Consider the following 26,064-nt stretch of genomic DNA (forward strand, 5'->3'; position numbering starts at 1 on the left):
AAGATAAATGCGGCTACAGGTAATTTAATCGCTGCATTTCAAACAATCGTGATCGGCAACGGGCAAACTCAAAGTTAAGTTGAGTACCCTGATAAAGCTCAGCGATATCAACATTGGCAGTAATAATTAAGCGAATACTTCTATCGTAAAATTCATCAACAAGTGCAATAAAACGTCGTGCTTCGTCATCAAGCCCTCTAAGCTGTCCCATTACCACGCCATTTCGTTGGTAGCCGTCTTCAACACCTGAAAATACCGCAGGAATTAATTCACCACTAAATTGCGGCACATTACTTATCAGCACTGCGGTATAGTTATCTGCTAACTTAATATAATCTCTTTGGCTTCTTGGGCTTGAGCAAAGCGTCATAAAATCAAACCAAATAATATTATCACTGCAAGCTAAAAAATTAACAGCTCTGCTGTGGATAGTAATGCTGTCTTTATAACGAATATTACCAGTAGCTAGCCGGGTAAAGTGATGTGATAAGAAGTTACTTTGTGTTTCACAGCCAATATGAAAGTCTCGATATTTAAGCTCTGGAATATCAGTCATTAATAATCGATGATCATGCGGTCCGTCAATAGAGATAATCTGGCAATACTGATGAATAATATCAATGGTCGGTAAAAATCTTACACGTTGTAAGCCATTTTTATAAAGCTGCTCAGGTGGACAGTTTGAGGTTGCTATTAAGATAATGCCATTCGATAACATCGCACGAAGTAAACCCGCTAATAACATGGCGTCACCAATATCATTAACAAAAAATTCGTCAAAACAAAGTACATCGACTTCGTCTGCCCAAGTTTCTGCAATTAAAATTAGAGGATTATCTTTACCACTAAAATCGTTCAACATTTGATGCACACTTTCCATAAAATGATGAAAGTGAATCCGTCTTTTACGAGTTAAGTTAAGTTGTTGATAAAATAAATCCATCAGCATGGTTTTCCCGCGCCCTACTCTGCCATGAAAATAGATCCCTTGAATGGGTTCGTGCTTGGTGAATAGATTTTTTATAGTGGAAACTAGTGATGTTTGATCTTGTGCGCGTATAATTTTTTGCGACAATTCGTCTAAAGCAAGGGCAGCTTTGCACTGCTCAGTATCTTGTTTAAGTTTATTCTGAGTAACGAGCTGTTTATATTGATGAATTACTGACATTGTATTTATTTACAGGCACAAAAAAGGGCAGACTAATGTCTCCCCTTTTTTTAACACATTTAATATTTTAGCTAGCGTAACCAGCTAATAAATATTAATTAAAGTGCTACGATGTTCTCAGCTTGAGGACCTTTTTGACCTTGAGTAACAGTAAACTGTACTTTTTGGCCTTCAGCAAGAGTTTTGAAACCGTCGCCAGAGATTGCTGAGAAATGTGCGAAAACGTCTGGACCAGACTCTTGCTCGATGAAACCGAAGCCTTTAGACTCGTTAAACCATTTTACTGTACCAGTAGTTGTATTAGACATTGTATTATCCTATTTATTCGTAATTGATGCCTCAAAAATAAGGCGGTGTTGCAGGAAGTGTTGCTATTACTTATTAAACAGGACGAGCTACTTACTAATATAACTTCGAAACTTTGTACATAAATATAGGTCTTACTTTCTAGCTGGGACGTATTCTATCTACTTTATAATAATAGTCAACCCATTTTGGATAAAAGTATAAATTTTACTAATAAAAAACACTTTTACTGGATTGTTAAATCATATTTTTCAATATGTAAAACTAAACACCAACTTAGTTAAAGCTTCAGCAAGCTTTAACTTTTACCGTATTATTGGTATCTCGACTACGTTTAATTAAATCATCACCTACTGCTGTGTGTTTGGATTTAGCTAATCTGTCGTAAAGCAAAACATTAACACTCGCGGCTAAATTCATACAACCTATGGTTGGCACATAGACGACTGCATCAGCTTTATTAATAACATCTTGTGCTATGGTGCCATCTTCTGGACCAAAAATATAAAGGGCATTTTCCGGGTGTTCAAATTCGGGTAATGGTATAGCGCCCTCAACTAAATCAACACAAACAATATGTTGTTCTGGTATTAAATTAATCGTTAACGATTCAACGGCATTTAAAGGAATTTTTTGTGATGCATCTTTAGTATCAGTGTGAAATTTTGCTGCTCTTGCATATCGTACACCGGTATAGCGCACTTCATTAGCTTGATAACAACCAGCTGCACGCATTACTGCACCAACATTTGCTGGACTTTTTGGATCAGTTAATCCAATCACAACATGTTCTGTTTTTAACGTCATCTACACTGCACTCAAAATTTCACACCATTATTTGCGCAATTTTGCGCTGCAAGCGCTAAGAGTACAAGGAAATTTTCAATGATATTGATGCTTTAGTTTTTGCATAATACTATTTTTCAATTATCTATTAGCAAGTTATCTGATAGCATCATCTATTAAGGTTTTAAATCTCAATCAATTTAGGTGAACTTAATGAAAGCAAAAATAAATATTTTAAAGCTAATACTTTCTAGCAGTCTTTTTTACTTTGCCAATTCTGCAATGGCGAGTGAAGCACCATTAGTCTCTATCGAAACACATGATAGCTTCTTTAACAGTATCAAAGTTCACTGCGGTAAAGCCTATCAAGGTCAAGTAACCATAGATAATGCTATCGGTGATAGCTTTGCAAATAAAGATCTGATTATGCATATCAGGGCTTGTTCAGATGAAAAGCTCGAAATACCTTTCCATGTAGGTGATGACGCCTCACGCACTTGGATCATCACTAAAACAGGATCGGGTTTGTCATTAAAACATGATCATCGCCACCGAGATGGTAGCCATGACGAAAGTACTATGTATGGTGGCCACACTAATGACGCTGGTTGGGCAGAAATGCAGTCTTTTCCGGCTGATCAATATTCAAAACAATTATTTGTTGATACCGGTATCCCACAATCAGCGGGTAACACTTGGCAAATGTATATCTACCCTGAAAAGTTCACCTACAGACTTATTCGTCAGGGTCGTGAGTTTCGTGTTGATTTTGATCTAACAGCACCTATAACACCGCCTGTTGCACCTTGGGGTTATAGTGATGAATAAGTGGTAGAGCTTATTAAACCGAGCAATAATCATTAACAACACATGTAAACACTAAAGTATGCAGACATAAATAATTACATTTCCTATCTATAATATTTGCATCATAGCGGAACTTTAAAATAACGATTTAGTCGAAAGCTGAGTCGTTATTTATATTTGTTAATTTTATTTGCTAATTAGAGGAATGTCATGAGAAAAAATATTTTTCGCGTATTAAAAGAAAATAAATCTTTATTGTTATTCATAAGCTTAATGCTGGTTTTTCGAAGTGCGGTGGCTGACTGGAATGATGTTCCTACTGGCTCGATGAAGCCTACTATTGTCGAAGGCGATCGAATTTTAATTAATAAAATGGCCTATGACTTAAGATTACCCTTTAGCCAATACTCGCTAGTAAAGTTAGCCGATCCGTTACCTAATGATATTGTGATTTTTGAATCAGCAGCGGCTGACAAACGCTTAGTAAAACGTGTTATAGGCGTTCCAGGCGACACAGTATCGCTACACAAAAATAAATTACACATCAATCAAGACTCTGCTGACTACAAAGTTATTGCCGAACACGATGGTTTTGCCTTAAGTGAAGAGAAGATTGCCGGTGATAGTCATTTAATACGTACTCAAGTTAAACCGGGACATTCTAAAAATTATCAGCTAGAGAGTTTTCAAGCCGTCACTATTCCCAAAGGCTATTACCTTGTTATGGGCGATAATCGTGACAATAGCGCTGACTCACGAGTTATAGGATTAGTACCACGTAATGAAATTATTGGCAGGTCAAATACTGTAGCCTTTTCATTAAATTATGAAAATTATTTAATACCGCGCAGTGAACGATTTTTTAAGTCGATATAGTAAAGTTATGATTGAGAAACTCATCAGAGTAGAACAAGTATACTTAAATCCTAGCGATAGTTAACAATATTCGGGCGCTAATATCGATTAAGCGCCCTAATTTAATCTTTCACCGATATTTACCAACCAATACAAAGTTAAGCCATGCTTTATCTTGTTGTTTCCTTTAAAGCCCATTATTATTCCTGTACTTCTTACCCTATTAAGCCACAAGAAATTAATCTATGACTTTCTCTACGTTTTCAAAAATATCAATTGCAGCACTTATGATTGCTAGTACTTCCTCGTCTGCAACTATAGTGGAATTTACCACTTCACAGGGTAATTTCAAAGTTAACCTGCACGATGAAACAACGCCAGTAACCGTGGCTAATTTCCTAAAATACATTAATGATGGTGACTACAATAATACTGTTGTGCATCGTGTTGAGCCTGAATTTGTTATGCAAGCGGGTGGTTTTGAATTTTCTGGAGACTTTCCACTTAGATCTATTACAACTGATAGTGCCATTAAAAATGAACCCGTTTATTCTAATGTTCGTGGCACTATCGCTATGGCAAAAGTTGCTAATAACGAAAATAGCGCCACCAGCCAATGGTTCGTTAATTTATCAGATAATAGTGCAGGCTCTGCCTCATTAGATACGCAGAATGGTGGTTTTGCGGTTTTTGGTGAAATAATTGAAGGTATGGAAAATATTGATACCATCGCTGCTATACCTCGTTGCAACACGATTCCAATGCCAGATTTTACTGCAGCTCAATGCTCAGATGCTAACTTTGTTCCTGGTACGGAAAACTTTGTCACTATCGAAACGGTGATAATTTTTGATGCAACCGTCAATACTGCTGGTAACTTAGCTGCGATTAAAAACACCTCTAAAACAACAGCTCCTGAACCGACACCACCTAAATCAGCTAGTGGCGGAGGCTCTATCGCTTGGTTTAGTTTGTTTTTTACCGGCGCAATTGCATTAAGAAGACGTTTTAAATAATCAGCGTTGCTATTACTTAAAAAAAGCTCAAAAGTAATAACGGCAATAATACATGGACCTAAATGCTATTTTAAATAGCAACTGGGTCCATATTACTCACTGATAAGATCGGCAGTAGCGCTTAATTGCCTCTCGCACCATAAATCAATTAACAATCGCGATATCGACTCTTTTCTAGGTAGCTTCGGGCCGTCAACTTCATCGCCCCATTCATTAAACTCTGCTAATTGTTGTGCAGTAAACCAACCGGCACTGCGCAACTCCGCTTCTTCTAAACATAAATTCATACTCTGTGCTTGAGTAATAAACCCTATCATTAAAGAGTTTGGAAATGGCCAAGGTTGCGAGTCTATATAACAAACATTAGAAACTTCAATTCCTGCTTCTTCAAATACTTCTCTGGTTACAGCTTCTTCTAATGATTCACCAGGATCAACAAATCCAGCAAGGGTTGAAAAAACTTGCTCTGGCGTTCTGTGGTGTTCAGCAAGCAAACAAACAGCAGGACCTGATTGCGGTTGATATTCGACCAACATAATAACAGCAGGGTCAGTACGAGGAAAATGCTGTTTTTGACAACTTTCATTAACACATATTCGACGATGACCTCCATCCATAGCTTGGGTTTTCCCACCACAACAACCACAAAACAAGGCACTTTGTTGCCAATGTATTAATGCTTTAGCATAACTTAAGACAGCTGCTTGTTGGTGATTAAGTAGTGAAATCGAGCGTCTAAAATCAATAAATTTTATATCTTCAATCGCTAGATTTACTAACCATTGCTTGATCTCAATTTCATTCATTGGTGACAGGTTGCACACGAAATGTGCTTCTTCGTTGTGATTATTGTTGGTACCTAAAAAGGTTACAGGGCTATTGTCTAAAACGTCAGTAAACAATTTTTTATTAAAGATATTGTCATTTAAACCGACAGTACTCTTTTGAGAGAAAATGCATATTTCTTGCTCAAAATAAAGAAACTTACCACGCCAAAAAAAATAGAAATGGCTATCTTCAGATGTTCGTTTATCTTGCAGCCATAGTCCATTTTTTCTTAACGTAGACGCGCGATCAAGTGGCATTTGACAAAACGTTAAACTATTATCCATATTAATTTCCTATAAACTTATGCTGTTGATCAAATAACAATATTGTTTACAAAGTAACGACTCATTAAAAGTTAACTTTATTGTGCATTAATTTGCTTGCGACCTTTCGACTTATTTTTTGTCACTTGGCGTTTTTTCGTTGCTTTGTTGGTGTCATCGCTTTGTAGGAATTTGAAAAACAATAATCGATAGGATCAAAAATTTTAACTTTAATTACACATCATATTTATTATAATTTTGTATTTAAAAATACTACACATCAATAAAAATAGAGCCTTCATCACTAATAAAATTACATTTTATTTCATACCCTTATCTTTAAGTGATTGTGTGTAAAGCATTAATATCGAATATCAAGCATGTTGAGCTTACAATTTCATTCATACTTTGATGCATCTACTAATGGTCTACTTTGCCACGTAATACTTTATTAGAACTTGTCTTCTTCTTTGAATCTAATCGCCTGAGGTTCGAGCCTTTTGTCGGCTTAGTAGGTCGCCTAGCTTTTTTTACAACCATTGCAGAGTTGATTAACTCTTTTAGACGCTTCAAAGCATCGTCTTTATTCATTGATTGTGTTCTAAATGATTGCGCTTTAATAATGATAATTCCATCGCTTGAGATGCGACCATCTGATAACTTTAATAATCTCGCTTTGTAGATGGCTGGTAATGAAGATCGCTTAATATCGAAACGTAAATGTATCGCCGTTTCTACTTTATTGACTCGTTGGCCGCCATTACCAGTGGCCCTTATTCCCGTTAGCTCAACTTCCCAATCAGCGAGAATTACTGTACTCGAAATTTCTAACATGATTTACCTTGGTGATATATATATCGATGAATAGTTTATTAAATTTTGGCCGTCGTTAGCTTGAAAGCGGATAGTATCAAAGTCCATTTTCCCGTCATAAAAAGTAACATTGTTGGAAACTTCTAGCATGAAACCTCTAATGACCTGTTGTAAAAGCAGCTATTTTAAAGGTATTTTTCTGTTATACCAAACTTAATGGTGGCTAAATCGAGCTTCAAATATAACGTAAGCATTAAAAAAGGAGGCTATTGCCTCCTATAATAAAAAGATTAATTTACCGCCGTATTAATTAAGGTTCATTTCTTGAACTATTTCATGGGCAATTTCAGGTGCCGTTGTTTCGGGTTTGCTATGTAAATTAGCTTTTAATAAACCTTTTCGGTGTTTTAATGCCGCATCTAGTTTTTTAGCGGCTGTCGCAATTGCAGGATACATAACACTATCGTTCGCAGATACGGAAATACGACCACCCTCATATGTCGTACGGATCTCTACATTATGTTTGTGATGTTCGTGGGATAAAATAATATCTAATGATATTAAGGTTGGAAAGTGTGTCTCTATTTTTAAAAACTTCTCGTTAATATGTTCTTTGATTGAATCGGTAACGTCTACATGATGACCTGAAAGATTTATTTTCATAGGTATTCCTTTTTATTGGTTACTCATTAATAATACTTGGGCCTAAATGTTAAAAACGCAAGTTAATTGCAGTAAATTTTACAATTAATTTAATTAAAGCCTTCTAGTCAGCTTATGCTCAACTGGTGAGCTATATTACAAAATTTACGACGAGTTAAGATCAAACAACATAACTGTTTTATTGTTTTCCGCTAAGATTATGTTTTTATTAAAACTAAAGCCTAGCCTTTGCAATAAGGTTTTAGACGCTTCGTTATCTGGATTACAAATTGCTTGCAGATGTTTAAGTGCTAGCCGATTATTTGCATAGTTAATTACCCCTAGTGCCGATTCATAACCATATCCTTGTCGACAATACTGAGTTAAAAATGCGAAACCAATTTCTGGATGGTCAATGCCATCTCTTTTGATTAAACCCGATACACCAATGGCTTGTTCATCATCTTTTTTAACACAACAGTACAAGCTAAAACCCAGATCTTGCTGCATAGTTAATGGGCCATTGCTGATATAATTTAGTGCATCTTGCAGGTTTCGTACGGCTTTATCCCCAATATTTTTAATAAATGACTCTTCGTTTAATAATGCTAAAATCATCTCTGCATCACTATGATTAAGTAGTCGTAATTTCAATCTAGTAGTATCTAAAATCAAATTACCTCCAAATGTTAATGCTCACTAATTGACTTAAAATATAACGTCAAAAACACCAAAATAGAGTTTAAGCATAATATTTTTAACTAGGCTTTTGAAGTAAGTATTCTAAAATAATCCATACATATATATCGTCGGTAATATAAACGTTTGTTTACTGGATTAAATCGACAAAACTATTAAACAAAAAGCGCATTTATTAATATGATTCGGTTATAATCCCTCTTCAGTTATTATTTGTGTTCGGTCATATAAGAGATTTTTGAATGTTTGATGATATACGCCCTTATCGTGATGATGAGGTAGTTGCCGTAATCGAAAAGTTAATTAATGAAAAAGGCTTACAAGCTTCGATTGCCAGTTTAAAAATGCCACGCTTATATCAAGCCCTGCCTAAACTTGCCTGTACAATTGTAAAATGGTCTTTGAAATTTCGCGTACAAAAATTTCACAATATTGAACAAATTCAAATTGAAGTCGCAAAGTACTTACATCATTTAATCAAAAAAAGCACTGCCGGTTTCAGCTATAGCGGCATGAATAATTTTGACAACACTAAGCCTGCACTCTTTATTAGTAATCACCGTGATATTGTTTTAGACGTAGCCTTGGTGAACTTAGCTTTATACAAAAGTGGTATCAATACCGTAGAAGCGGCAGTAGGCGATAATTTGCTGCATCAGCCTTGGGTGGCTGATTTAATGCGCATTAACAAAAGTTTTATTGTTAAACGCAGTGAAGAAAATAAACGCGCGATGCTTAAGGCGTCAAAGCAATTGTCTGCCTATATTCATGATACGGTAGCTAACCGTCAGCAAAACATTTGGATAGCACAACGTGAAGGCCGAGCAAAAGACGGGATAGACAAAACTAATTCAGCGTTAATTTCTATGCTATTACTCAACAAAGATAAGCAAACCCCAATAGCGGATTACCTAGCAGAAATTAACATAGTACCGGTATCAATTTCCTATGAATTTGACCCTTGTGATACCGACAAAGCAATCGAACTTGCTGAAAAAGAAGCCACCGGCAGTTATCAAAAACAAGAAGGTGAAGATTTAAAAAGTATTACACAGGGGTTAATTGGGCAAAAAGGCCGAGTACATATTGAGTTTTGTCAGCCAATACAAGGTGAGTACGCCGACAGTAAAGCTATCGCCGCCGCCATCGATAAAGCAATTATCAGTAACTATAAATTATACGACAGTAACCTAGTAGCGCACGCAAAGCTTAATCAACAACAAACTGACAATACTGTGCTTGAACAACTTAACAAACGCATGGAAAACCTTACAATAGAGCAGCAACACTGGTTATTAACTATGTATGCTAACCCTGTTGCTGCCAAGCAACACCTGCAACCATAAACAACATCTCATTCAACTAAGACCGATCTAAAAGTCGTCATTTTTAAGCTAAAAAAAGCCGTATTAATTAAATACGGCTTTTTGGTTTTTATCTGACACCTATACAAGAACGGGACAAAATCAATTAAATTTTATTACTATTTTTCTTGATAAAACGCTGACATCGCTTTGTACAATGAATACAAATCAACTTTTGAGCCAACGGCATAAGGCGAATGTATAGATAAAATCGGAATACCAAAATCAATAACCTCCATATTATCATTGGATAAATCACTGCCAATCGTACCGCCAGAAGCTTTACCTTTATAAGTCGATGTTTGCCATTTAATATCAGCATTATCTAAGTAATTGCGCGTCCACGCCATATACTCAGAGTTAGCATTAAAACCACCGCCATAAAGCTTTAAGTTAACACCATTGCCCAAACGAGGGGCATTACCTAGTTCCCATACATTTGACCACGTTGGATTAACACCCGGATTTACATCCGCAGATATAACTTTGGTATTGCGTAAAACTTTACGTAATTGATAGTCGTTATAACTATCGCCCTTTTGGTTGTGCAGTAAGCCACTAATTAAATCGACTAAATAGGTAGAACTCGCACCTGTGTTGTTGATGTTACCCACTTCTTCGTTATCAACTAAATAAGCAATAGAAGTATATTCTGGTGTTTTTTGTTCAGTTAAGGCTTTAACAGCGGCTATTGAAGACGCTTTATCATCTTGCCCGTATGCGGCAATCATGCTGCGGTCAAAACCAACATCGCGAGGTTTGGTGGCAGGTACTAAAGCAAGCTCAGCTGAAACTAAATCTTCAACTGAAATATCATATTCTGACTTTAAATAGTCACTCACCTGATCTTTGATTTTTTTATCTAATTCTGGCTTGGCAGCGACGATAATATCGAGTTCTTCTTTGCCAATAACATCGCGACTGGTGCGCTTCCGATTAGGAGAGTCAACATGTGGAGCAAGATCTGTTACCAAAAAGATAGGATCATTTTCATCAAAGCCGACTGAAATATTTACCGTAGTACCATCTTTTTTATCCACTCTGCCCACTAAGGCTAAAGGAATATTAACCCATTGATAGGTTTTAATGCCGCCATGAATATAAGTTTGAAACATAGCAAACTTTTCTTTTTCGAACAATGGTCGACCTTTAAGCTCAAGACGCGGGGCATCAATGTGTGCGCCAACAATACGCGTACCTTGTTCTAGCGGCTTTTTACCGATAACCATCAGGGTAATGGTACGATCACGATTAACATCGTAAAAGCGCGCACCTGGCTTTAATTTACTTTTTTCGGTTAACTTTTTAAAACCTTGTTTTTTAACCCGTTTAACGGTCTCTGTAACAAAGGTTAATTCCGTGGGTACCTTATAAATATAATCTTTATATTCAGTCGCATAGCGCTCAACCGCTTTCAGTTCTTTAGCACTTAAGTTTAACCAGCTAGATGGAGATTCTACCTTAGTATTAGCTTCTGCTGCTTGAACAAAGCTAGTTTTTGAAAACGTCAGCGCACTGACAATAGCGATAGTAGTTAATGATTTAGTTAGATTCATAGCAATATAAATAATGATAATCTCAGATAAAAGGCGTGCACCATCATAAAAGCTAACAATATCAACTGACAAGCTTTATTCGATAAGTAGTGCTTTTAAAGCTATAAATGCCATGAAAACAATCATTACCTGCAGAATATGACGACGTTTAAAAAACTAAGCTCTGATCAGAATAAGAAAAAAAATTTATCGATATTCAATTTCGGATAATAAAGCATCCAAAATTGAGCTTAATTTGATACTTTACACTGTTAGAAGGTATCGACTTAAAACAAAAGTAATTAACCCAATAAACATGGTCAAGTAGATACTTTTACTTTTTGCCGCAGCGATTACCGCAAACGTTGCGGCAATTAAATAAGGGTTATTCAGCGACACATTTAACTCGCCCTGTTGAATAAAAATAATAGGCACCCAAATAGCGGTTAATACCGCCGGTGCGCTAAAACTTAACAGCTTTGCCATTTTGGCCCCCAAGCATACAGGTAAACGTGGGTGAATAAATAGATAGCGCGTGGTAAACGTAATCAGTGCCATCAAGAAAATAGTCAGTAATGTCATGTGCTGTCCTTAACTGACGGGCTTAATGTATTATTGTCATCATCTTTAGTATTTTTATGTTGAAAGCGGTCAGTAAGATAACCACAGTACATTGCAATTAATGCCGCGGCCACTAAATCCAATTCAAACTGCATTAGCTTAAATAGCACAGATAATAGCGCGGCAACAATTACAGTAACCAAAATAGGTAAGTTAATTATGGTTGGAATAACTAAAGCAATAAAAGTTACAGCAATAGCAAAGTCTAAACCTAAATGGGTTAAATCGGGTAAATAACTGCCGGCAATAACGCCTGTCACATTCCATAACAACCAAAACACGTAAAAGCTTCCGCCCGCCACTACGGCATATATTAATCTCAACTGCCCAACAAAAGACTTGCTATGACTCGACAAGGCAAATAATTCATCCGTCAATAAAAAACCCAGCCCATATCGCCACTTTGTTGGTAAAATTTTTAATTTATCGCGCAGTGCCAAACCATACAAAAAGTGTCGCGAGCTAATAATAAAAGTGGTAAACAAAATAGTGGCCAATGAGGCATTATTCGCAATTAATTCAATAGCAACCAACTGAGCAGAACCAGCAAATACGACGAGTGGCATTAAAATAGCTTCGAGGGCAGAAAAATCACGCTGAATAGCTAAAGATCCGCACAGAATCCCCCAAGGCAAAACTGCTAGATTGAGGGGTAACATGTCTAAAAAGCCTTTTTTCGCCATTAACAAACGAGCTTTTTTCTTGGTGAGAGCCATTAATTATAAACCTTAGATATGTGTCTGACTAAACCGTAAACTTTACTTTTACTTTCAATTAACTGAGCGGTAAACACCTCAATTAATTGAAAGCATAGCAAAGTGAAGAAGCAAAAAAGAGGCTTAATTGCCTCTTTTTATACTCATTTTTTTGGCGTTATAAACTTTTTGCGTAAGCGCGCGCTTTTTCTAAATCTTCTGGGGTGTCAACGCCTTCAACTTCTAGAGGTGTTTTCGCGACGGCTACATGAATTTTCTCACCTTGCCAAAGCACCCGTAGTTGCTCTAATGACTCTACTTGCTCTAGCTGGCTAGCTGGCCATTGTACATAATCTTTAATAAAACCGGCACGATAAGCATAGATACCAATATGGCGCAGGTAGAAGTCACCAATAGCATCAATGTTGTCATTATTTAGGAAGCGTTCACGATCGTAAGGAATAGTCGCACGACTAAAATACAAGGCATAGCCATTTTTATCACATAACACTTTAACCGCATTAGGGTTTAATGCTTCTTCAACATTATCAATTTTCATCGCTAAAGTTGCCATACGCGCTTGGTTTTGGCTTGATAGGTTATCAGCAACTTGGGCTATATTTTCAACCGGAATAAAAGGTTCATCCCCTTGTACATTAACAATGACTTGTTGATCAGAAAAATGATAAGTTTGCATTACCTCTGCAAGACGTTCAGTTCCCGACTGATGATCAGCACGGGTTTTACACACCTCGCCACCAAAGCTTTTGACCACACGGGCAACTTCATCGTTATCAGTCGCCACAATAACTTGCTCAGCGCCACTGGCTAAAGCTTTTTCCACAACCCATTGGATCATTGGCTTACCAGCAATATCAGCGAGTACCTTACCCGGTAAACGTGATGACTCAAATCGTGCAGGGATCACTACCACAAACGACATAAAAACCTCATTAAACTTGTTTTTCTAGGAACGCTATGACTAATATCAATGAAAAAGTTATGCGTCATCTGCGGTAATGCGACGCGCTTCACTTTCAAGCAATACCGGAATATCTTTTTCTATTGCATAAGCTAAACGGTCAAACTTACAAATTAACTCTTGTTGCTCTTTATTGTAATCTAACTTTCCTTTGCATACTGGGCACGCTAGGATTTCCATTAATTTAGTATCAAACGCCATTATTTTCTCTCTTAAAGGTAATATCGCTTGATAACTATTTATGAAGCGATAACTTTGTTAATGCTTGTCAGTTAGGCTATTAATGCTAACCAACAGATTTCGTTATTAATTATTGTTCATGCTTACTAATGATGAATATTAACAAGTGCTGTAATTTTAGTCATTACCCTTGCTATCGACTCGCCATCAGTATTAGTTGAAAACTCGGCATCCACCGGTAAATACCAGTAATTATCTTGGGCAAAATCTGCGCATTTAACCGCATCTTTTTCTGTCATCAATAGCGGTATATCACTAGGGAATTGTTGTAAATCATGCGCTGAAAAAGCTTGATGATCAACAAAACCTTTAACCTTTACTAAGTTAAAACCCACTAGCTCAAGGGTATTAAAAAATCGCTGTGGATCGCCGATACCAGCTAACGCATTAATGCGTTTATTGTTAGCTAGGCTTTGTGTTAAAAAGGTATCCAGCTCTATATTTGCTCCGCTTTTAACATTAATTACTTGGCTTGCCTTTAGCTGCATGGTTAGTACTGGTAATGCGCAAGCATTAGCTTGTTTTGGCCATGAACTCAAGCCATTAACAATAACACAATTTGCTCGGGTTATTCTGCTCCTTGTCTCTCGCAATGGTCCTGCTGGTAATAATAAACCGTTACCAAATAAACGTTTACCATCAACCACTACAAATTCGAAATCTCGTGCCAAACGATAATGCTGCAGACCATCGTCAGCAATAATAAGTTCACAGCCTAGTTCGATTAAGCGCTGACAAGCTTGTATTCTATCAGCACCAATAACTATGGGAACAGCGCTGCGCTGAAATATTAATAACGGTTCATCGCCTGCTTGTTCCGAGGTACTTTCATCAGTTACTTGATATGGGTAATGTGGCGCTTTTGAGCCATAACCTCGACTTACCACGCCAACTTTTATACCTTGCTCTGTTAGCTTTTCAACCAAATATAAGGTTACTGGCGTTTTACCATTACCACCAATGCCGATATTACCCACCACAACAACAGGTACCGACATTTTGATCTGCTTAAATAATCCAACTTGATAAGCTAAACGACGGAAAAAACTCAGTACTGCAAAAAGAACGGTTAATGGCAACAACAATGGCACTATTAGCCATTTTGCTGGATGGCCCTGAAACCATACTTTTTCAATTAAGCGCATAATTTATCGCCGCGGTAACGTGTTAAATACATAGTGAACTAGGAACCAAATTGAAATTTATGTAGCTGAGCATAAGCGCCGTCTTTAGCTAATAATGTTTGATGGTCACCTTGCTCTTTTATTTGACCTTGCTCCATAACAATAATTTTATCAGCGCTTTCTATCGTTGATAAACGATGAGCAATAACGATACAGGTACGATTTTGTTGCAGTATGCTTAAGGCGTCTTGAATATGACGCTCAGATTCAGTGTCTAAAGCACTCGTTGCTTCATCTAGAATCAAGAAAGGTGCATCACATAATAATGCCCGTGCTATAGCCACACGTTGGCGTTGACCACCTGATAACATCGCACCATTGTCGCCAATATTAGTGTCTAAACCTTCGGGTAAAGCTTCAACAAATTCCATTACATGCGCTTTACGTGCAGCATCTTCAATTTCTTCGCGTGTTGCTTTGGGTTTACCGTAAGCTATATTATTAGCGATTGAATCATTAAATAACACAACCTGTTGAGAAACATAGGCAAATTGTTTACGTAAATCTTTTAGTTTGTAATCTTTAATATCTTTACCATCGATTAAAACCCTGCCTGTTGTGGCATTATAAAATCGTAATAATAACGAACTTGCGGTTGATTTTCCGCTACCCGAACGCCCCACTAATGCAACTGTTTCGCCAACATTCGCCGTAAAACTTAAATCCGTAAGTGCCTGTTTTTCTTTATCATCATTATAAAAGAAATTAACGTGTTCAAACGCTAGCGTACCTTTCGCCCGTTCTATCGCGATAGTGCCAGTATCGTGCTCTGTTTTTTGATCAAGCACGCCAAAAATACTGACACAAGCGGCCATGCCTTTTTGAAATTCACTGTTTACGGTGGTAAGGAGTTTTAAAGGGCGAAGTAGCGTAACCATACACATTAATACGGTCATAAAAACACCGGCAGAAATATTGGCTCGCATCGAATCTAGGTTGGCAACATACAAAACAAACGCTAAAGCGAACGAGGCAATAATTTGAATAATCGGCACACTGGCAGCTTGAGTTGCCACCATTTTCATGCGTTGTTGGCGATTGTGTTTATTAATTTTCGAAAAACGGTCAAATTCTCGTTGTTGGCCATCAAAGGTTAATACTACTTTGTGGCCATTAAAAGTTTGCTCTGCCGCCGTTGTAACCTCGCCCATGGCATTTTGTATACCTTTACTTATGGTACGAAAACGCCCTGAAACCACAGTAACTATGCCCGCAATAACCGGCGTGATCAGTAAAAATATCGAGGCTAACTGCCAGCTGTTATAAAACATAACAATCAGTAAGCCCACGACAAAAGCCCCTTGCTGGACTAACGTTAATAAGGCTTTAGAAACGGCACTAAGCACTTGTTCGGTATCAAAGGTTAATTTTGAAATCAAGCTGCCAGTTGACTCTTTATCATGGTAAGCAACCGGCATAGACATTACGTGTTCAAACAACTCTTGACGAATATTAGCCACAACATTATTACCCAACCAAGCTAAGGTATAATTACCGGCAAAATGACAAATGCCGCGCAGAATAAACATCACCACTATCACATAAGGCGCCCATTTCATAAATTCTGGGTCTTGCCCATCAAGGCCTTTATCAATTAACGGTTGCAGTTGAGAAAATACAAAACTGTCGATGGCGGCATAACCTAACATGCCTAAAATCGATACAACGGCTGCCGCTTTATACGCTTTGGCATAGGCCAATAGGCGCTTAAAGTTTTGTCGAGTGGTATCTTCTGTAGTCGGATGTAGTGGTTTTGTCGACATTCATACTCTCAATGCGTTATCAAAAAATCTTATCCCTAAGGGATTATTTTAATTGGTATAATTAAATTGCCTCACTATTTTAGCGTTATTTTGCCAATCAACCAACTGATAAACTTTTATAGGTGATATAAATCCTCTAATTACTGCAAAAAACTATGAACCGCTGATTAATTTGCGAACCAATATGGCCGAATATCCTCTCGATAACTGATGATTTCAATATTGCCCTTAATCTTATTTTCGATATTATTATCTTCGAGATCATTTTGACTGAATTTAAAGGTTACCATCCCCACCTCAGCTGTATTAAAGGTAGAAATATCAAAGGCGCTATATCGAGTCTGTATTTCATTTGAAGGCATATGCCAACGATTTAAGTAACCAGCACTAAATACCACATAACGCGGATTAACCGCAGTGAGAAACCCTCGACTTGAAGATGATTTGGAGCCATGATGCGGGGCAATTAATAAATCACTGCGAAGTTTATTACTCATACCAGCAGCCGTTAACAATCGCCGTTCTTGTTTTATCGATATGTCGCCCGGTAATAAAACACGGTGGATTCCGTCACTGATGGTTACTACACAAGAGTCATCATTTTTATCTCCATCGGCTTTTATTGGTGACAGCACTTCAAAAATTAACCCTTGCCAACTGAAACGCTGCCCCGAGATACAATGCCTGTCAGGATTTAGTTTAATATCATTAGCAATAACACGTTCTATGGCCATTTTCTCTCGCAAATGCCGCAAGCCACCAGCATGATCATTGTCGTTATGGCTAATAATGACACCATCAATAGATTGATAACCCTGATGCTTTAAATAAGGTAACAGCGCTGCATCAGCCATATTAAAACCACTTGGATAACTTGCACCTGTGTCGTAAATAAAAACATGGTTATTTTTTTCAATAACAATGGCAAGGCCATGACCAACGTCGAGCACTGATAATTGCCACTCTTTATTCTGGTGAACACTAAAAACATCGATAGCTATTGCAACCATAAATAAACTTAGCGTCGCAATAAACTTACCTTTACTGAGTCGAAAAAATAACGCCAGTGCTATAAAAGCAAAAAATAGTAACATGGCTTGTATCTGCTGAGATGAAACAGCAACCATAGCCCACTCTGCATTGGCTAAATAAGTTAGCCAGTGCCAAACAAACGACAAAAATAGTAAGGCTAAATCAGCAAAAAATTGCGATAACCAAACATTAAATGGCGAGGCTATTACGGCAAGAAGTGTTAAGGGGATAACCGTAAGACTCATCAAAGGTACGGCAAAAATATTGGCAAAAAACGCGGCTAACGGCAGTTGATAGTTTAATGAGGCTGCTATGGGCAACATCGCCAGCGTTAGCGCAAACTGCATAACAACTAATGTTTTAATCCAGAGCCATGATCGCACTTTAAAATTACGCCATTGTTTTATCAGGGTTGTTTCAGGCACTTTTACGACTCTTAATAGCGACGATAGCGATAGCACTTCTATCGGCTCTGCAGGGGCGGTTTTGCGCATAGAAAAGCGTGAAAATGTCGAAAAAATGATAACTAATGCTGAAATTGACAGCCAAAAACTAGCACTGATCAAACTTAACGGCCAAATCAATAAAATAATAACTATGGCGAGTAAAAACCAACGGAGCAATGTAACTTTTATGGTCAAAAACTTAAGCGACCAAAACAATAACAGCATCACCAAAGCACGTAAGGTTGGAATAGAAAACCCGGCCAAATAGGCGTAATACCATGCCATAAGACAGCTACACAACACGGCAAGGTAACTTAAATTTATTTGCATTAGTTTCAGTTGCCAAGGCTTCGACAACAATGAACTCAAAGGCAATAACCGGATAATTGCACGTATAAAAATCAAACTGGCGAAGGCGACTATACCTATATGTAATCCAGAAATAGCAATAAGATGCTGAGTAGCGGTTGCTGATAGCACCTGCCAATGTTCAGGCGTTAACTTACCCCGTTCTCCGAAGCCCAAAGCTAAAATTAGCGCGCCAAGAGGTTTATCATCTAAAACAACCGTTAGCTTCTGATATAAATTTTGACGCCAGCTTATTTGCTCATGTAATAAAACATTCTGCTTTTTAAGCTTTATTTCTGTTTTAGATTTTTTATCTGGCTTAACGTACCCTGTGGCAACTATTTGCTGTTGTCTAAGCCACACTTGATAATTAAAACCACCGACATTAGCCATGCCATGCGCGGATTTTAACTTTACAGCTAATTGCCATTTTTGTCCTTGCAGCAAAGGTTTTTCTGGCGTTTTCCACGTTAAGCGCACTGTAAAGCTGTTATTAACTTGTAGACCTTGCCAATGACTGACACGAAAGTTAAAACGACTATTGCCTGACTTTGTATGAACAATATTGCTGACTTCACCTTGAATTAGATGAACTTTTTTATGTAGTTGTTCAAGGGCGATATTATTATTTTCTAAAGTATGCTGATATTGGCTGCCAGCAATTAATATCCAAGCGATAGCAAATACAGCAATAGCTATTAATCGAAACTTATTAATAACAATAAGTAATACTGAAATTAACAATATAGTTAGCAGTAAAGAAAACTCTGGCACTATAGGTATGAATAGTGACAAAATAGCACTGAAAAAAAATGTTAGTAGCCACCATTCCATAGTGATCAATGTCCATTTAGCCATGTAAAGTTAAGTAAAGTTATGCCGAAAAAACTATTTCAACGCGTGATGCCTGATCATCAAAAAATAAAAAACAACAAACATTTGAAAATTTTCGGTGCGTTATTGCACAATGCTAACTTGTGGCACCTTAACCGCCGTTCAGTTAGCAAAGCATTTGCTGTAGGCTTATTTTTTGCCTTTATGCCAGTGCCATTTCAAATGGTTTTAGCGGCAGGCTTTGCAATTATAGTACATGCAAATCTACCTTTATCGATTGCCCTTTGTTGGATCACTAACCCTTTGACTATGCCGGCAATTTTTTATTTTTGTTATGTCGTTGGTACATGGGTTGTCGGTGTGCCAGCAAGAAAATTTGCCTTCGAGGCGAGTTGGCAGTGGTTAGTTGAAAGTGTTTCAACTATTGGCCCTGCTTTTATTGTAGGCTGTGGGGTACTTGGAGTTATATTTTCTATTCTAGGTTATTTAACGATAAATACCATTTGGCGATTTTCAGTGACAAAAGAATGGAAAAAACGTCAAGCTAGAAGAAGTTAAAACCTTTTTGGCATTTAGCCAACAAATCAAAATAATAAATACTAGTAATTAAAAAATCAGACGACAAGTCTGATTTTTTAATTGTTGTATCGAACTAGTTTTATCGATTAAGCAACTGATTATCCTTAACACCCACCATAACATTTACGCTTGACCTAGCACTTGTGCAGGTTCAACTTTTGTTGCTCTCCACGCGGGGTAAATAGTCGCTAACAAACTCATCGTCAAGGCAGTAATAACGGTATTAATAACATCTTGCTGACGTAACAATGTAGGTAAAAAATCAATAAAATAAACATCCGAAGATAAAAACTCCACCGATAACGTCATTTCAATAGCACGAATTATATCCGTTAAATTCAACGAAATTAAAATCCCTAAACTAGCCCCAAGAACACAACCAACTATACCATTCATTAAACCTTGAAACATAAAACTAGTCATAATGGTACTTGATTTTGCGCCCATGGTTTTTAATATCGCAATATCTGATTTTTTCTCATTTACGGCCATAATTAACGTCGACACTATGTTAAAACTCGCCACGGCAATTACTAACACTAACACAATAAACATCACTAAACGCACCAACTGAATATCATTAAATAAATGACCATGGCTGCGAGTCCAGTCCAACATATAAACATAAAAGTCAAAATTAAACGCCACGTCGCGAACAATTTGTGGCGCAGAAAAAACATCGTCAACTTTTAAACGAATACCCTGTACTTCATCCGGTTGATAGCCTACTAGTTCGCTCGCTTTCGTTAAGTTAATAAAAACTTGCGTGCCATCAATAGTACCGCCAAATTTAAAGATACCGACAATAGTTGCCTGCTGGGTCATGGGCACAGGAAACTGCTTGTTAGCACTAGCTTGACTATTGTTTGAGTTAACTGGTGGCAGTAATAACTGAACCTTATCACCCACTTGTGCCGAAAGCTTACGCGCAATACCAGCGCCAATCACAACACCGTTTTCAAGTGTCAAATCTTGCCAATTGCCTGCAACCATATAACGAGAAATGGCTGAAACTTGCTGCTCTAACATCACATCAACGCCACGTATTTCAACACCTTTAAGTGCGGCAGACTTTTGCATCATGCCCTGAGTTTTTATAAACGGTGCTGCAGCAATCACATTGGGATGTTGTTGAATAAAGGCAACATTTTCTGGCCATTTGTTGATAGGCTTATTTACAGCAAGCACCTCAGCATGCGGCACAATTGATAATAAATGCGTAGCCAAAGCGCGTTCGAAACCATTCATTGCTGACAGCACCACAATCAACACCATAACGCCTATGGCGATACCGATAGTTGACGATGCAGATATAAATGACGAAAACCCTTTGCTATGACGACTTCGAACATATCGTAAGCCAATAAAAACACTTAACGGTTTTAACACCTAAGTTTCTCCATCTATTGGTTTAAGATTTCCGTTAGCAAGGTCAAGCGGCTTTAGGTGGCCGTGATCTAATTTTAGTTGTCGATCCATTTTGGCCGCCAAAGTTAAATCATGAGTCACGATAACAAAACTAGTATTTACAGTGCGATTTAACTCCTGTAATAACTGATAAATTTGTTCAGCGGTGTCAAAATCTAAATTACCGGTTGGTTCATCGGCCAACACAAGCGATGGTTTAGTTACTAACGCCCGAGCAATTGCAACACGCTGACGCTCGCCACCTGAGAGTTCAGACGGTCGATGATGACTGCGATGCGCTAAACCAACCTGCTCAAGCATAGCTTTAGCTTGGGCCATGGCGGCTTTTGGTTTATCGCCACGAATCAACAATGGCATAGCCACGTTTTCTTTTGCGGTAAACTCCATCATTAAATGATGAAATTGATAAATAAAACCGATATGTTGATTGCGAAATTTTGCTCGTTGCTTTTCAGATAACTGATGAATATTGACACCATTAATAAACACTTCACCAGCACTTGGCGTATCTAAGGCGCCTGCTAAATGCAAAAAGGTACTTTTACCACAGCCAGAACTGCCTACAATAGCCACTAACTCCCCCGCTTTAACTGCTAAATCAAGCTTCGATAACACCTGTGTTGTTACAGGTCCTTGTTGATAAGATTTACTTAGCTGACGACACTCTAAACCTAATGCAAGTTCAGCTGTAACTTTGGATTCACCGCCGTCTGCGTTTATATTTTTATTCAAGTCACTGTCCATTTTATTTTTCAATTGGCTATTCATTTCTAAGTACCTCTGCCGGCTGAGTCTGCGCTGCGCGATAGGCAGGGTAAAGCGTCGCTACAAAGCTCATTGCTAGTGCAGAAACGACAATGACTAGAATATTTACCGGATCAAGTGCAATGGGTAATTGTTGCCCTGCCCCTAATAAATTAACCCCGAGCAAACCAAATATAGCGTTTAAATTCAGCGTTATGACTACCCCGAGTGTAACGCCCAAAATAACGCCCAAAATACCATTGGTTAACCCTTGGGTAATAAATATTTTAACAATACCGCTTCGGTCTAAACCCAGTGTTTGTAAAATACTGATTTCACCTTGTTTATCAATTACTACCATCACTAACGCTGAAACAATATTAAAAGCTGCAACAGCAACAATTAAACTCAGCATTAGCCACATCATATTTTTTTCCATACTAACAGCGGCAAACAATGCCCCTTGGCTCTCTTGCCAACTAACAAATTGAAAGTTTGGATATTTAGCAGATAACTGAGAAATTACTTGCTGCGCGTTAAACGCATCATCTAAATACAACCTTAATTGATTAACACCATCACCTTTGTTTCGATGTAATTTTGCGCCATCTTTAATTTCAATAAAAACCATGGCCTCGTCAACTTGAGAGCCAACATTAAAAATACCTACAATGGTAAAAGTACGGTGCACTGGCACACGTCCCATTGGGGTAAATAAGGTTTTATTGGGTAAGGTTAGGCGCACAACATCGCCTAAGCTAACATTTAACTTTCGTGCTAAAGCTTGCCCTAAAACAAGGCTAAATGGCTGAGTATCTAAATGGGATAATTGGCCATATTCCATGGCCATATTGATAATATTGTGTTGTTCAAACTCAGGCATAATGCCATGTACTAAAACCCCTTGTAGCGCGGTTTTAGACTGAATTAAGGCTTCACTTTCCTGAAAAGGAGTAACTTGAGTAACGTCAGGCAACGCGAGAATGTCGCGTTGTAAATCACGCCAGTTATTAATATGAGTTTGTTGTGCAGACACTAAAATATGAGGCACTAAGCCCAATACTCGCCTTTTTTGCTCACGCTCTAGGCCATCCATAACAGAAACAACGGTGATCAAAGAAGCAACACCGAGCACAATACCGATAATAGAAAAAAAGGTTATGAAAGAGACAAAACCTTTTCCCTGACTGCTGCGACTATATTTTAAGCCGATATAAACACTAACTGGCTGAAACATGAACTCTTTCTTTATTGATAATGGTAATAACACCAAGATTATTGAGCGTAAAATCATAGCACAGCTCATAAAGATATATCTTCTGACTTTATTAACTTTTCTGCCTTTTGCTAAAAATGTAGACAACAATTAAGTAAAAAACTGCAAATGAAATGTGAAGGCCTGACGAATAGCCAGTGCTATAAGCAGAAACCAATAAAAAATATAACCACTCAAACTTAGTTTATTAATCACCTTATTAATTGCTGTGTAAATTTAAAACTACAGCGTAAGTTAAAAATATGTTAAAAAAACTGACTTTATTCTAGTAAATCGGCTTAATAGCCTTTAATATCGTGTGCTTTAAATAAAGCTCTGCAACCCTCTGAGCCTTCTACATAAATTAAATTGTGAGTATTGAATGAAGAAAATAATAACGGGTGCTGTTTGCACCTCTTTACTGTTCATTGCTGGTTGTAATGATAACACCAGCTCAAAAGCGGCTGTTGAAGCACCTGTAATGCAAAAAACAGCATTAGCATCTGGTATTGATAAAGCCAATATGGATTTATCGGTTCGTCCACAAGACAACTTCTACCGTTACGTTAACGGCGCATGGCTAAACAGCAACGAAATTCCTGGTGACAAAACCTCAATTGGTTCATTTTACGACTTACGTGATGAAGCTGATGATAACGTAAAAGCAATTATCGAAGAATTAGCCGCAACTAAAGATTTAAAAATGGGTAGCGACGAGCAAAAAGTTGCCGACTTATTCCGCTCATTTATGGATACAGACACCCGAAATGCTGCAGGTACTGCGCCAGTTCAAGCGATATTTGATCGTATTGATAGCCTGAAAGATAAAAATGAACTCGCTACATTCTTTGGTGAAAATCAAAAAATTGGTGTGAGCAGTCCGTTAGCTTTTTACATCAGCGTTGATGCGAAAGACTCTACTCGCTACGCTACACACGTTTGGCAAAGCGGCTTAGGTTTACCTGACAGAGATTACTACTTTAATGAAACTGAGCGTTTTGAACAATTACGTACCGGTTACATTGCTCACATTGAAAACATGTTTAACCTAGCGGGCTTAAAAGGCGGCAAGGCTGCTGCACAAACCATCATGGCACTTGAAACAAAGTTAGCCGGTTTTCATTGGACAAAAGTTGAATCTCGAGACAGCACAAAACGTTATAACAAATTTGATGTTACTGACTTAAATACCGTCACTGATGCCTTTAATTGGACAGTTTTCCTTGAAGCACAAGGTGTTCCTGCTCAGAAAGACTTAATTGTTAACCAACCTTCATTTGTGAAAGGTTTTGGTGAAACATTCGCAGCTACATCGCTTGCTGATTGGCAAACTTACTTAACTTTTCACACCTTAAGTAATTTTGCAAGTTCATTAACTACTGCTTTAGATAATGAGAATTTTGACTTTTATTCTAAGCAATTAAGTGGTCGTGAAGAGCAACGCCCAATGTGGAAACGTGGCGTTTCGGTAGTTAATAGCAATTTAGGTGAAGTTATTGGTAAAGTTTATGTTGGCCGTCACTTTAAACCTGAAGCTAAAACACGTATGACACAATTGGTTGAAAATTTGCGCGGTGCTTATGGCGCAAGTATTGATGACCTAGAGTGGATGTCAGATTCTACTAAAAAAGCAGCACATGTAAAACTAGCGAGCTTTGATCCTAAAATAGGTTACCCAGACAAGTGGGAAGATTATTCTGCACTTGTTATTAAAAATGACGATTTAGTCGGTAACAAAATGCGCTCTGGCATAGTTGCTCACGAAAAAGAAGTCGCTAAACTAGGTGGTCCAATCGACCGTCAAGAATGGGGCATGACACCTCAAACAGTGAACGCTTATTACAATCCAACTAAGAATGAAATTGTATTTCCAGCCGCAATTTTACAACCACCATTTTTTAACTTAAGTGCAGACGACGCAGTAAACTACGGCGGTATTGGCGCGGTTATTGGTCATGAAATGGGGCACGGCTTTGACGACCAAGGCAGTAAATATGACGGTGACGGCAACATGCGTAACTGGTGGACTGATGAAGATTTAGCTGCTTTTAAAGTACGAACTGACAACTTAGTTGCACAATACAGTAACTATGCGGTATTTGATGACTTAAACGTTAATGGTGAGCTAACTTTAGGCGAAAACATTGGTGATTTATCAGGTGTTACTATCGCCTATAAAGCTTACAAAGCATCATTAAATGGTAAAGAAGCGACCGTGATTGACGGCTTAACTGGCGATCAACGTTTCTTCATGGGCTATGCACAAGTATGGCGCGGCAAAATGGTTGAAAAATCATTACGTAACCGCGTAGCAACTGACCCGCATTCACCTGCTGAGTTCCGTGCTTTAGGTTCATTATCAAACATGCCTGAGTTTTATCGCGCATTTGACGTAAAAAAAGGTGACGCTATGTATATTGCACCTGAGAAACGCGTTAAAATTTGGTAAGCTTAAATGCTAGATTACTAGAAAACTAAAAAGGAGCTTCGGCTCCTTTTTTTACGTGTGTTGTATAGCCTCCCAGACACCACTGCAAGGTTTTCATTGTAAAGCAGTATACTTAACCGTAAAATCACCCGCTTAATAGATGATACTTTTAGCCAGAAATTGCATTGTTATTTTTTGGCTGATTTATAGGGAACACGATTTAAAGCCGTGACTGTACCCGCAACTGTAAATAGCTTCAGGTTAAAAGCTATAAGTCAGGACACCTAGTATCAAAACTTTACACCTAACTAATAATGTTAACACCGTGCGGGAATACACGCGAGTTACACTGTCTACAAGACATTTGTATACTATTGTCTCGCCTTAGTTTCATTATTCTTTA

The 26,064-nt window shown here is 37.8% G+C and carries 24 protein-coding genes and 1 riboswitch; of the genes, 6 read left to right on the plus strand and 18 right to left on the minus strand.

Features of this window, described 5'->3' with window-relative positions:
• Positions 1-13 precede the first annotated feature (13 nt).
• The 3 genes from zapE to H4J38_RS12925 all read right to left on the minus strand — a co-directional run bounded on the left by zapE (position 14) and on the right by H4J38_RS12925 (position 2,281).
• Positions 14-1,168, minus strand: a complete 1,155-nt coding sequence (zapE, locus tag H4J38_RS12915; protein WP_182132236.1) for a cell division protein ZapE — start codon at positions 1,166-1,168, stop codon at positions 14-16.
• A 98-nt stretch (positions 1,169-1,266) separates the two neighbouring features.
• Positions 1,267-1,476 carry a cold-shock protein gene (locus H4J38_RS12920; RefSeq protein ID WP_077287100.1) on the minus strand — a complete coding sequence of 70 codons (210 nt, stop codon included), beginning with the start codon at positions 1,474-1,476 and terminating at the stop codon, positions 1,267-1,269.
• 286 nt (positions 1,477-1,762) lie between these two features.
• The gene (locus H4J38_RS12925) at positions 1,763-2,281 is read right to left on the minus strand and encodes an RNA methyltransferase (protein ID WP_182132237.1); all 519 of its coding nucleotides are present in this window, start codon (positions 2,279-2,281) and stop codon (positions 1,763-1,765) included.
• Between the two features lie 261 nt (positions 2,282-2,542).
• Here H4J38_RS12925 and H4J38_RS12930 point away from each other — a divergent pair, with 261 nt between their 5' ends.
• From H4J38_RS12930 to H4J38_RS12940, 3 genes are all read left to right on the plus strand, one after another.
• The gene (locus tag H4J38_RS12930; RefSeq protein WP_404842618.1) at positions 2,543-3,088 is read left to right on the plus strand and encodes a hypothetical protein; all 546 of its coding nucleotides are present in this window, start codon (positions 2,543-2,545) and stop codon (positions 3,086-3,088) included.
• A 189-nt stretch (positions 3,089-3,277) separates the two neighbouring features.
• The gene (lepB, locus tag H4J38_RS12935) at positions 3,278-3,943 is read left to right on the plus strand and encodes a signal peptidase I (protein WP_182132239.1); all 666 of its coding nucleotides are present in this window, start codon (positions 3,278-3,280) and stop codon (positions 3,941-3,943) included.
• 224 nt (positions 3,944-4,167) lie between these two features.
• Entirely contained in the window at positions 4,168-4,938 is a 771-nt protein-coding gene (locus H4J38_RS12940) for a peptidylprolyl isomerase (protein WP_182132240.1), read from the plus strand.
• A gap of 92 nt (positions 4,939-5,030) precedes the next feature.
• Here H4J38_RS12940 and nudC read toward each other — a convergent pair whose 3' ends face one another.
• The 4 genes from nudC to H4J38_RS12960 all read right to left on the minus strand — a co-directional run bounded on the left by nudC (position 5,031) and on the right by H4J38_RS12960 (position 8,159).
• The gene (gene nudC, locus H4J38_RS12945) at positions 5,031-6,050 is read right to left on the minus strand and encodes an NAD(+) diphosphatase (RefSeq protein WP_182132241.1); all 1,020 of its coding nucleotides are present in this window, start codon (positions 6,048-6,050) and stop codon (positions 5,031-5,033) included.
• A 399-nt stretch (positions 6,051-6,449) separates the two neighbouring features.
• Entirely contained in the window at positions 6,450-6,863 is a 414-nt protein-coding gene (arfB, locus tag H4J38_RS12950) for an alternative ribosome rescue aminoacyl-tRNA hydrolase ArfB (RefSeq protein ID WP_182132242.1), read from the minus strand.
• Positions 6,864-7,148: 285 nt separating this feature from the next.
• On the minus strand, positions 7,149-7,505 hold the full coding sequence (gene hpf / locus H4J38_RS12955; RefSeq protein ID WP_182132243.1) for a ribosome hibernation-promoting factor, HPF/YfiA family: 357 nt from the start codon (positions 7,503-7,505) through the stop codon (positions 7,149-7,151).
• A 144-nt stretch (positions 7,506-7,649) separates the two neighbouring features.
• Positions 7,650-8,159, minus strand: a complete 510-nt coding sequence (locus H4J38_RS12960) for a GNAT family N-acetyltransferase (RefSeq protein WP_182132244.1) — start codon at positions 8,157-8,159, stop codon at positions 7,650-7,652.
• A gap of 266 nt (positions 8,160-8,425) precedes the next feature.
• On the opposite strand from H4J38_RS12960, the gene H4J38_RS12965 reads away from it, so the two are divergent.
• On the plus strand, positions 8,426-9,529 hold the full coding sequence (locus tag H4J38_RS12965; RefSeq protein WP_182132245.1) for a 1-acyl-sn-glycerol-3-phosphate acyltransferase: 1,104 nt from the start codon (positions 8,426-8,428) through the stop codon (positions 9,527-9,529).
• 137 nt (positions 9,530-9,666) lie between these two features.
• On the opposite strand, the gene H4J38_RS12970 is transcribed toward H4J38_RS12965, so the two are convergent.
• From H4J38_RS12970 to H4J38_RS13005, 8 genes are all read right to left on the minus strand, one after another.
• The gene (locus H4J38_RS12970; RefSeq protein ID WP_220465550.1) at positions 9,667-11,175 is read right to left on the minus strand and encodes a hypothetical protein; all 1,509 of its coding nucleotides are present in this window, start codon (positions 11,173-11,175) and stop codon (positions 9,667-9,669) included.
• Positions 11,176-11,346: 171 nt separating this feature from the next.
• Positions 11,347-11,664 (minus strand): AzlD domain-containing protein, encoded by a 318-nt coding sequence (locus H4J38_RS12975; protein WP_182132246.1) that lies wholly within the window; start codon positions 11,662-11,664, stop codon positions 11,347-11,349.
• Complete coding sequence (locus tag H4J38_RS12980) at positions 11,661-12,419, minus strand: AzlC family ABC transporter permease (RefSeq protein ID WP_182132247.1); 759 nt, start codon at positions 12,417-12,419, stop codon at positions 11,661-11,663. Before H4J38_RS12980 ends, H4J38_RS12975 begins: the two co-directional genes overlap by 4 nt.
• Positions 12,420-12,576: 157 nt before the next feature.
• The gene (gene kdsB, locus H4J38_RS12985; protein ID WP_182132248.1) at positions 12,577-13,341 is read right to left on the minus strand and encodes a 3-deoxy-manno-octulosonate cytidylyltransferase; all 765 of its coding nucleotides are present in this window, start codon (positions 13,339-13,341) and stop codon (positions 12,577-12,579) included.
• 57 nt (positions 13,342-13,398) lie between these two features.
• On the minus strand, positions 13,399-13,581 hold the full coding sequence (locus H4J38_RS12990; RefSeq protein WP_182132249.1) for a Trm112 family protein: 183 nt from the start codon (positions 13,579-13,581) through the stop codon (positions 13,399-13,401).
• Between the two features lie 125 nt (positions 13,582-13,706).
• Positions 13,707-14,765 (minus strand): tetraacyldisaccharide 4'-kinase, encoded by a 1,059-nt coding sequence (lpxK, locus tag H4J38_RS12995; RefSeq protein ID WP_182132250.1) that lies wholly within the window; start codon positions 14,763-14,765, stop codon positions 13,707-13,709.
• A 38-nt stretch (positions 14,766-14,803) separates the two neighbouring features.
• Positions 14,804-16,567: a lipid A export permease/ATP-binding protein MsbA gene (gene msbA / locus H4J38_RS13000; RefSeq protein ID WP_182132251.1), complete on the minus strand. Its 1,764-nt coding sequence runs from the start codon at positions 16,565-16,567 to the stop codon at positions 14,804-14,806.
• 167 nt (positions 16,568-16,734) lie between these two features.
• Positions 16,735-19,227 carry a DNA internalization-related competence protein ComEC/Rec2 gene (locus H4J38_RS13005; protein ID WP_182132252.1) on the minus strand — a complete coding sequence of 831 codons (2,493 nt, stop codon included), beginning with the start codon at positions 19,225-19,227 and terminating at the stop codon, positions 16,735-16,737.
• Positions 19,228-19,269: 42 nt separating this feature from the next.
• Here H4J38_RS13005 and H4J38_RS13010 point away from each other — a divergent pair, with 42 nt between their 5' ends.
• Positions 19,270-19,785: a DUF2062 domain-containing protein gene (locus H4J38_RS13010; protein ID WP_182132253.1), complete on the plus strand. Its 516-nt coding sequence runs from the start codon at positions 19,270-19,272 to the stop codon at positions 19,783-19,785.
• A 144-nt stretch (positions 19,786-19,929) separates the two neighbouring features.
• On the opposite strand, the gene lolE is transcribed toward H4J38_RS13010, so the two are convergent.
• From lolE to H4J38_RS13025, 3 genes are read right to left on the minus strand one after another with little or no spacing between them, the layout of a single operon-like run.
• Complete coding sequence (lolE, locus tag H4J38_RS13015; RefSeq protein ID WP_182132254.1) at positions 19,930-21,195, minus strand: lipoprotein-releasing ABC transporter permease subunit LolE; 1,266 nt, start codon at positions 21,193-21,195, stop codon at positions 19,930-19,932.
• A complete protein-coding gene (lolD, locus tag H4J38_RS13020; RefSeq protein ID WP_259365516.1) occupies positions 21,196-22,002 on the minus strand; it encodes a lipoprotein-releasing ABC transporter ATP-binding protein LolD in 807 nt (268 codons plus the stop codon). It abuts the gene before it with no gap.
• Positions 21,995-23,215, minus strand: coding sequence for a lipoprotein-releasing ABC transporter permease subunit (locus H4J38_RS13025; protein ID WP_182132255.1), 1,221 nt, complete (start codon positions 23,213-23,215; stop codon positions 21,995-21,997). Before H4J38_RS13025 ends, lolD begins: the two co-directional genes overlap by 8 nt.
• Before the next feature lie 400 nt (positions 23,216-23,615).
• Here H4J38_RS13025 and H4J38_RS13030 point away from each other — a divergent pair, with 400 nt between their 5' ends.
• Entirely contained in the window at positions 23,616-25,682 is a 2,067-nt protein-coding gene (locus H4J38_RS13030; protein WP_182132256.1) for a M13 family metallopeptidase, read from the plus strand.
• Between the two features lie 140 nt (positions 25,683-25,822).
• Positions 25,823-25,968: riboswitch (cobalamin riboswitch) on the plus strand.
• Positions 25,969-26,064: the final 96 nt, after the last annotated feature.

Source organism: Colwellia sp. BRX10-3, assembly GCF_014077505.1.
Lineage (GTDB): Bacteria > Pseudomonadota > Gammaproteobacteria > Enterobacterales > Alteromonadaceae > Cognaticolwellia.

Bases quoted from the DNA above. Each gene is read 5' to 3' on its own strand.
- zapE (WP_182132236.1), bottom strand. From the start codon at position 1,168: ATGTCAGTAATTCATCAATATAAACAGCTCGTTACTCAGAATAAACTT.
- H4J38_RS12920 (WP_077287100.1), bottom strand. From the start codon at position 1,476: ATGTCTAATACAACTACTGGTACAGTAAAATGGTTTAACGAGTCTAAA.
- H4J38_RS12925 (WP_182132237.1), bottom strand. From the start codon at position 2,281: ATGACGTTAAAAACAGAACATGTTGTGATTGGATTAACTGATCCAAAA.
- H4J38_RS12930 (WP_404842618.1), top strand. From the start codon at position 2,543: ATGGCGAGTGAAGCACCATTAGTCTCTATCGAAACACATGATAGCTTC.
- lepB (WP_182132239.1), top strand. From the start codon at position 3,278: ATGAGAAAAAATATTTTTCGCGTATTAAAAGAAAATAAATCTTTATTG.
- H4J38_RS12940 (WP_182132240.1), top strand. From the start codon at position 4,168: ATGACTTTCTCTACGTTTTCAAAAATATCAATTGCAGCACTTATGATT.
- nudC (WP_182132241.1), bottom strand. From the start codon at position 6,050: ATGGATAATAGTTTAACGTTTTGTCAAATGCCACTTGATCGCGCGTCT.
- arfB (WP_182132242.1), bottom strand. From the start codon at position 6,863: ATGTTAGAAATTTCGAGTACAGTAATTCTCGCTGATTGGGAAGTTGAG.
- hpf (WP_182132243.1), bottom strand. From the start codon at position 7,505: ATGAAAATAAATCTTTCAGGTCATCATGTAGACGTTACCGATTCAATC.
- H4J38_RS12965 (WP_182132245.1), top strand. From the start codon at position 8,426: ATGTTTGATGATATACGCCCTTATCGTGATGATGAGGTAGTTGCCGTA.
- H4J38_RS12975 (WP_182132246.1), bottom strand. From the start codon at position 11,664: ATGACATTACTGACTATTTTCTTGATGGCACTGATTACGTTTACCACG.
- H4J38_RS12980 (WP_182132247.1), bottom strand. From the start codon at position 12,419: ATGGCTCTCACCAAGAAAAAAGCTCGTTTGTTAATGGCGAAAAAAGGC.
- kdsB (WP_182132248.1), bottom strand. From the start codon at position 13,341: ATGTCGTTTGTGGTAGTGATCCCTGCACGATTTGAGTCATCACGTTTA.
- H4J38_RS12990 (WP_182132249.1), bottom strand. From the start codon at position 13,581: ATGGCGTTTGATACTAAATTAATGGAAATCCTAGCGTGCCCAGTATGC.
- lpxK (WP_182132250.1), bottom strand. From the start codon at position 14,765: ATGCGCTTAATTGAAAAAGTATGGTTTCAGGGCCATCCAGCAAAATGG.
- msbA (WP_182132251.1), bottom strand. From the start codon at position 16,567: ATGTCGACAAAACCACTACATCCGACTACAGAAGATACCACTCGACAA.
- H4J38_RS13005 (WP_182132252.1), bottom strand. From the start codon at position 19,227: ATGGAATGGTGGCTACTAACATTTTTTTTCAGTGCTATTTTGTCACTA.
- H4J38_RS13010 (WP_182132253.1), top strand. From the start codon at position 19,270: ATGCCGAAAAAACTATTTCAACGCGTGATGCCTGATCATCAAAAAATA.
- lolD (WP_259365516.1), bottom strand. From the start codon at position 22,002: ATGAATAGCCAATTGAAAAATAAAATGGACAGTGACTTGAATAAAAAT.
- H4J38_RS13025 (WP_182132255.1), bottom strand. From the start codon at position 23,215: ATGTTTCAGCCAGTTAGTGTTTATATCGGCTTAAAATATAGTCGCAGC.
- H4J38_RS13030 (WP_182132256.1), top strand. From the start codon at position 23,616: ATGAAGAAAATAATAACGGGTGCTGTTTGCACCTCTTTACTGTTCATT.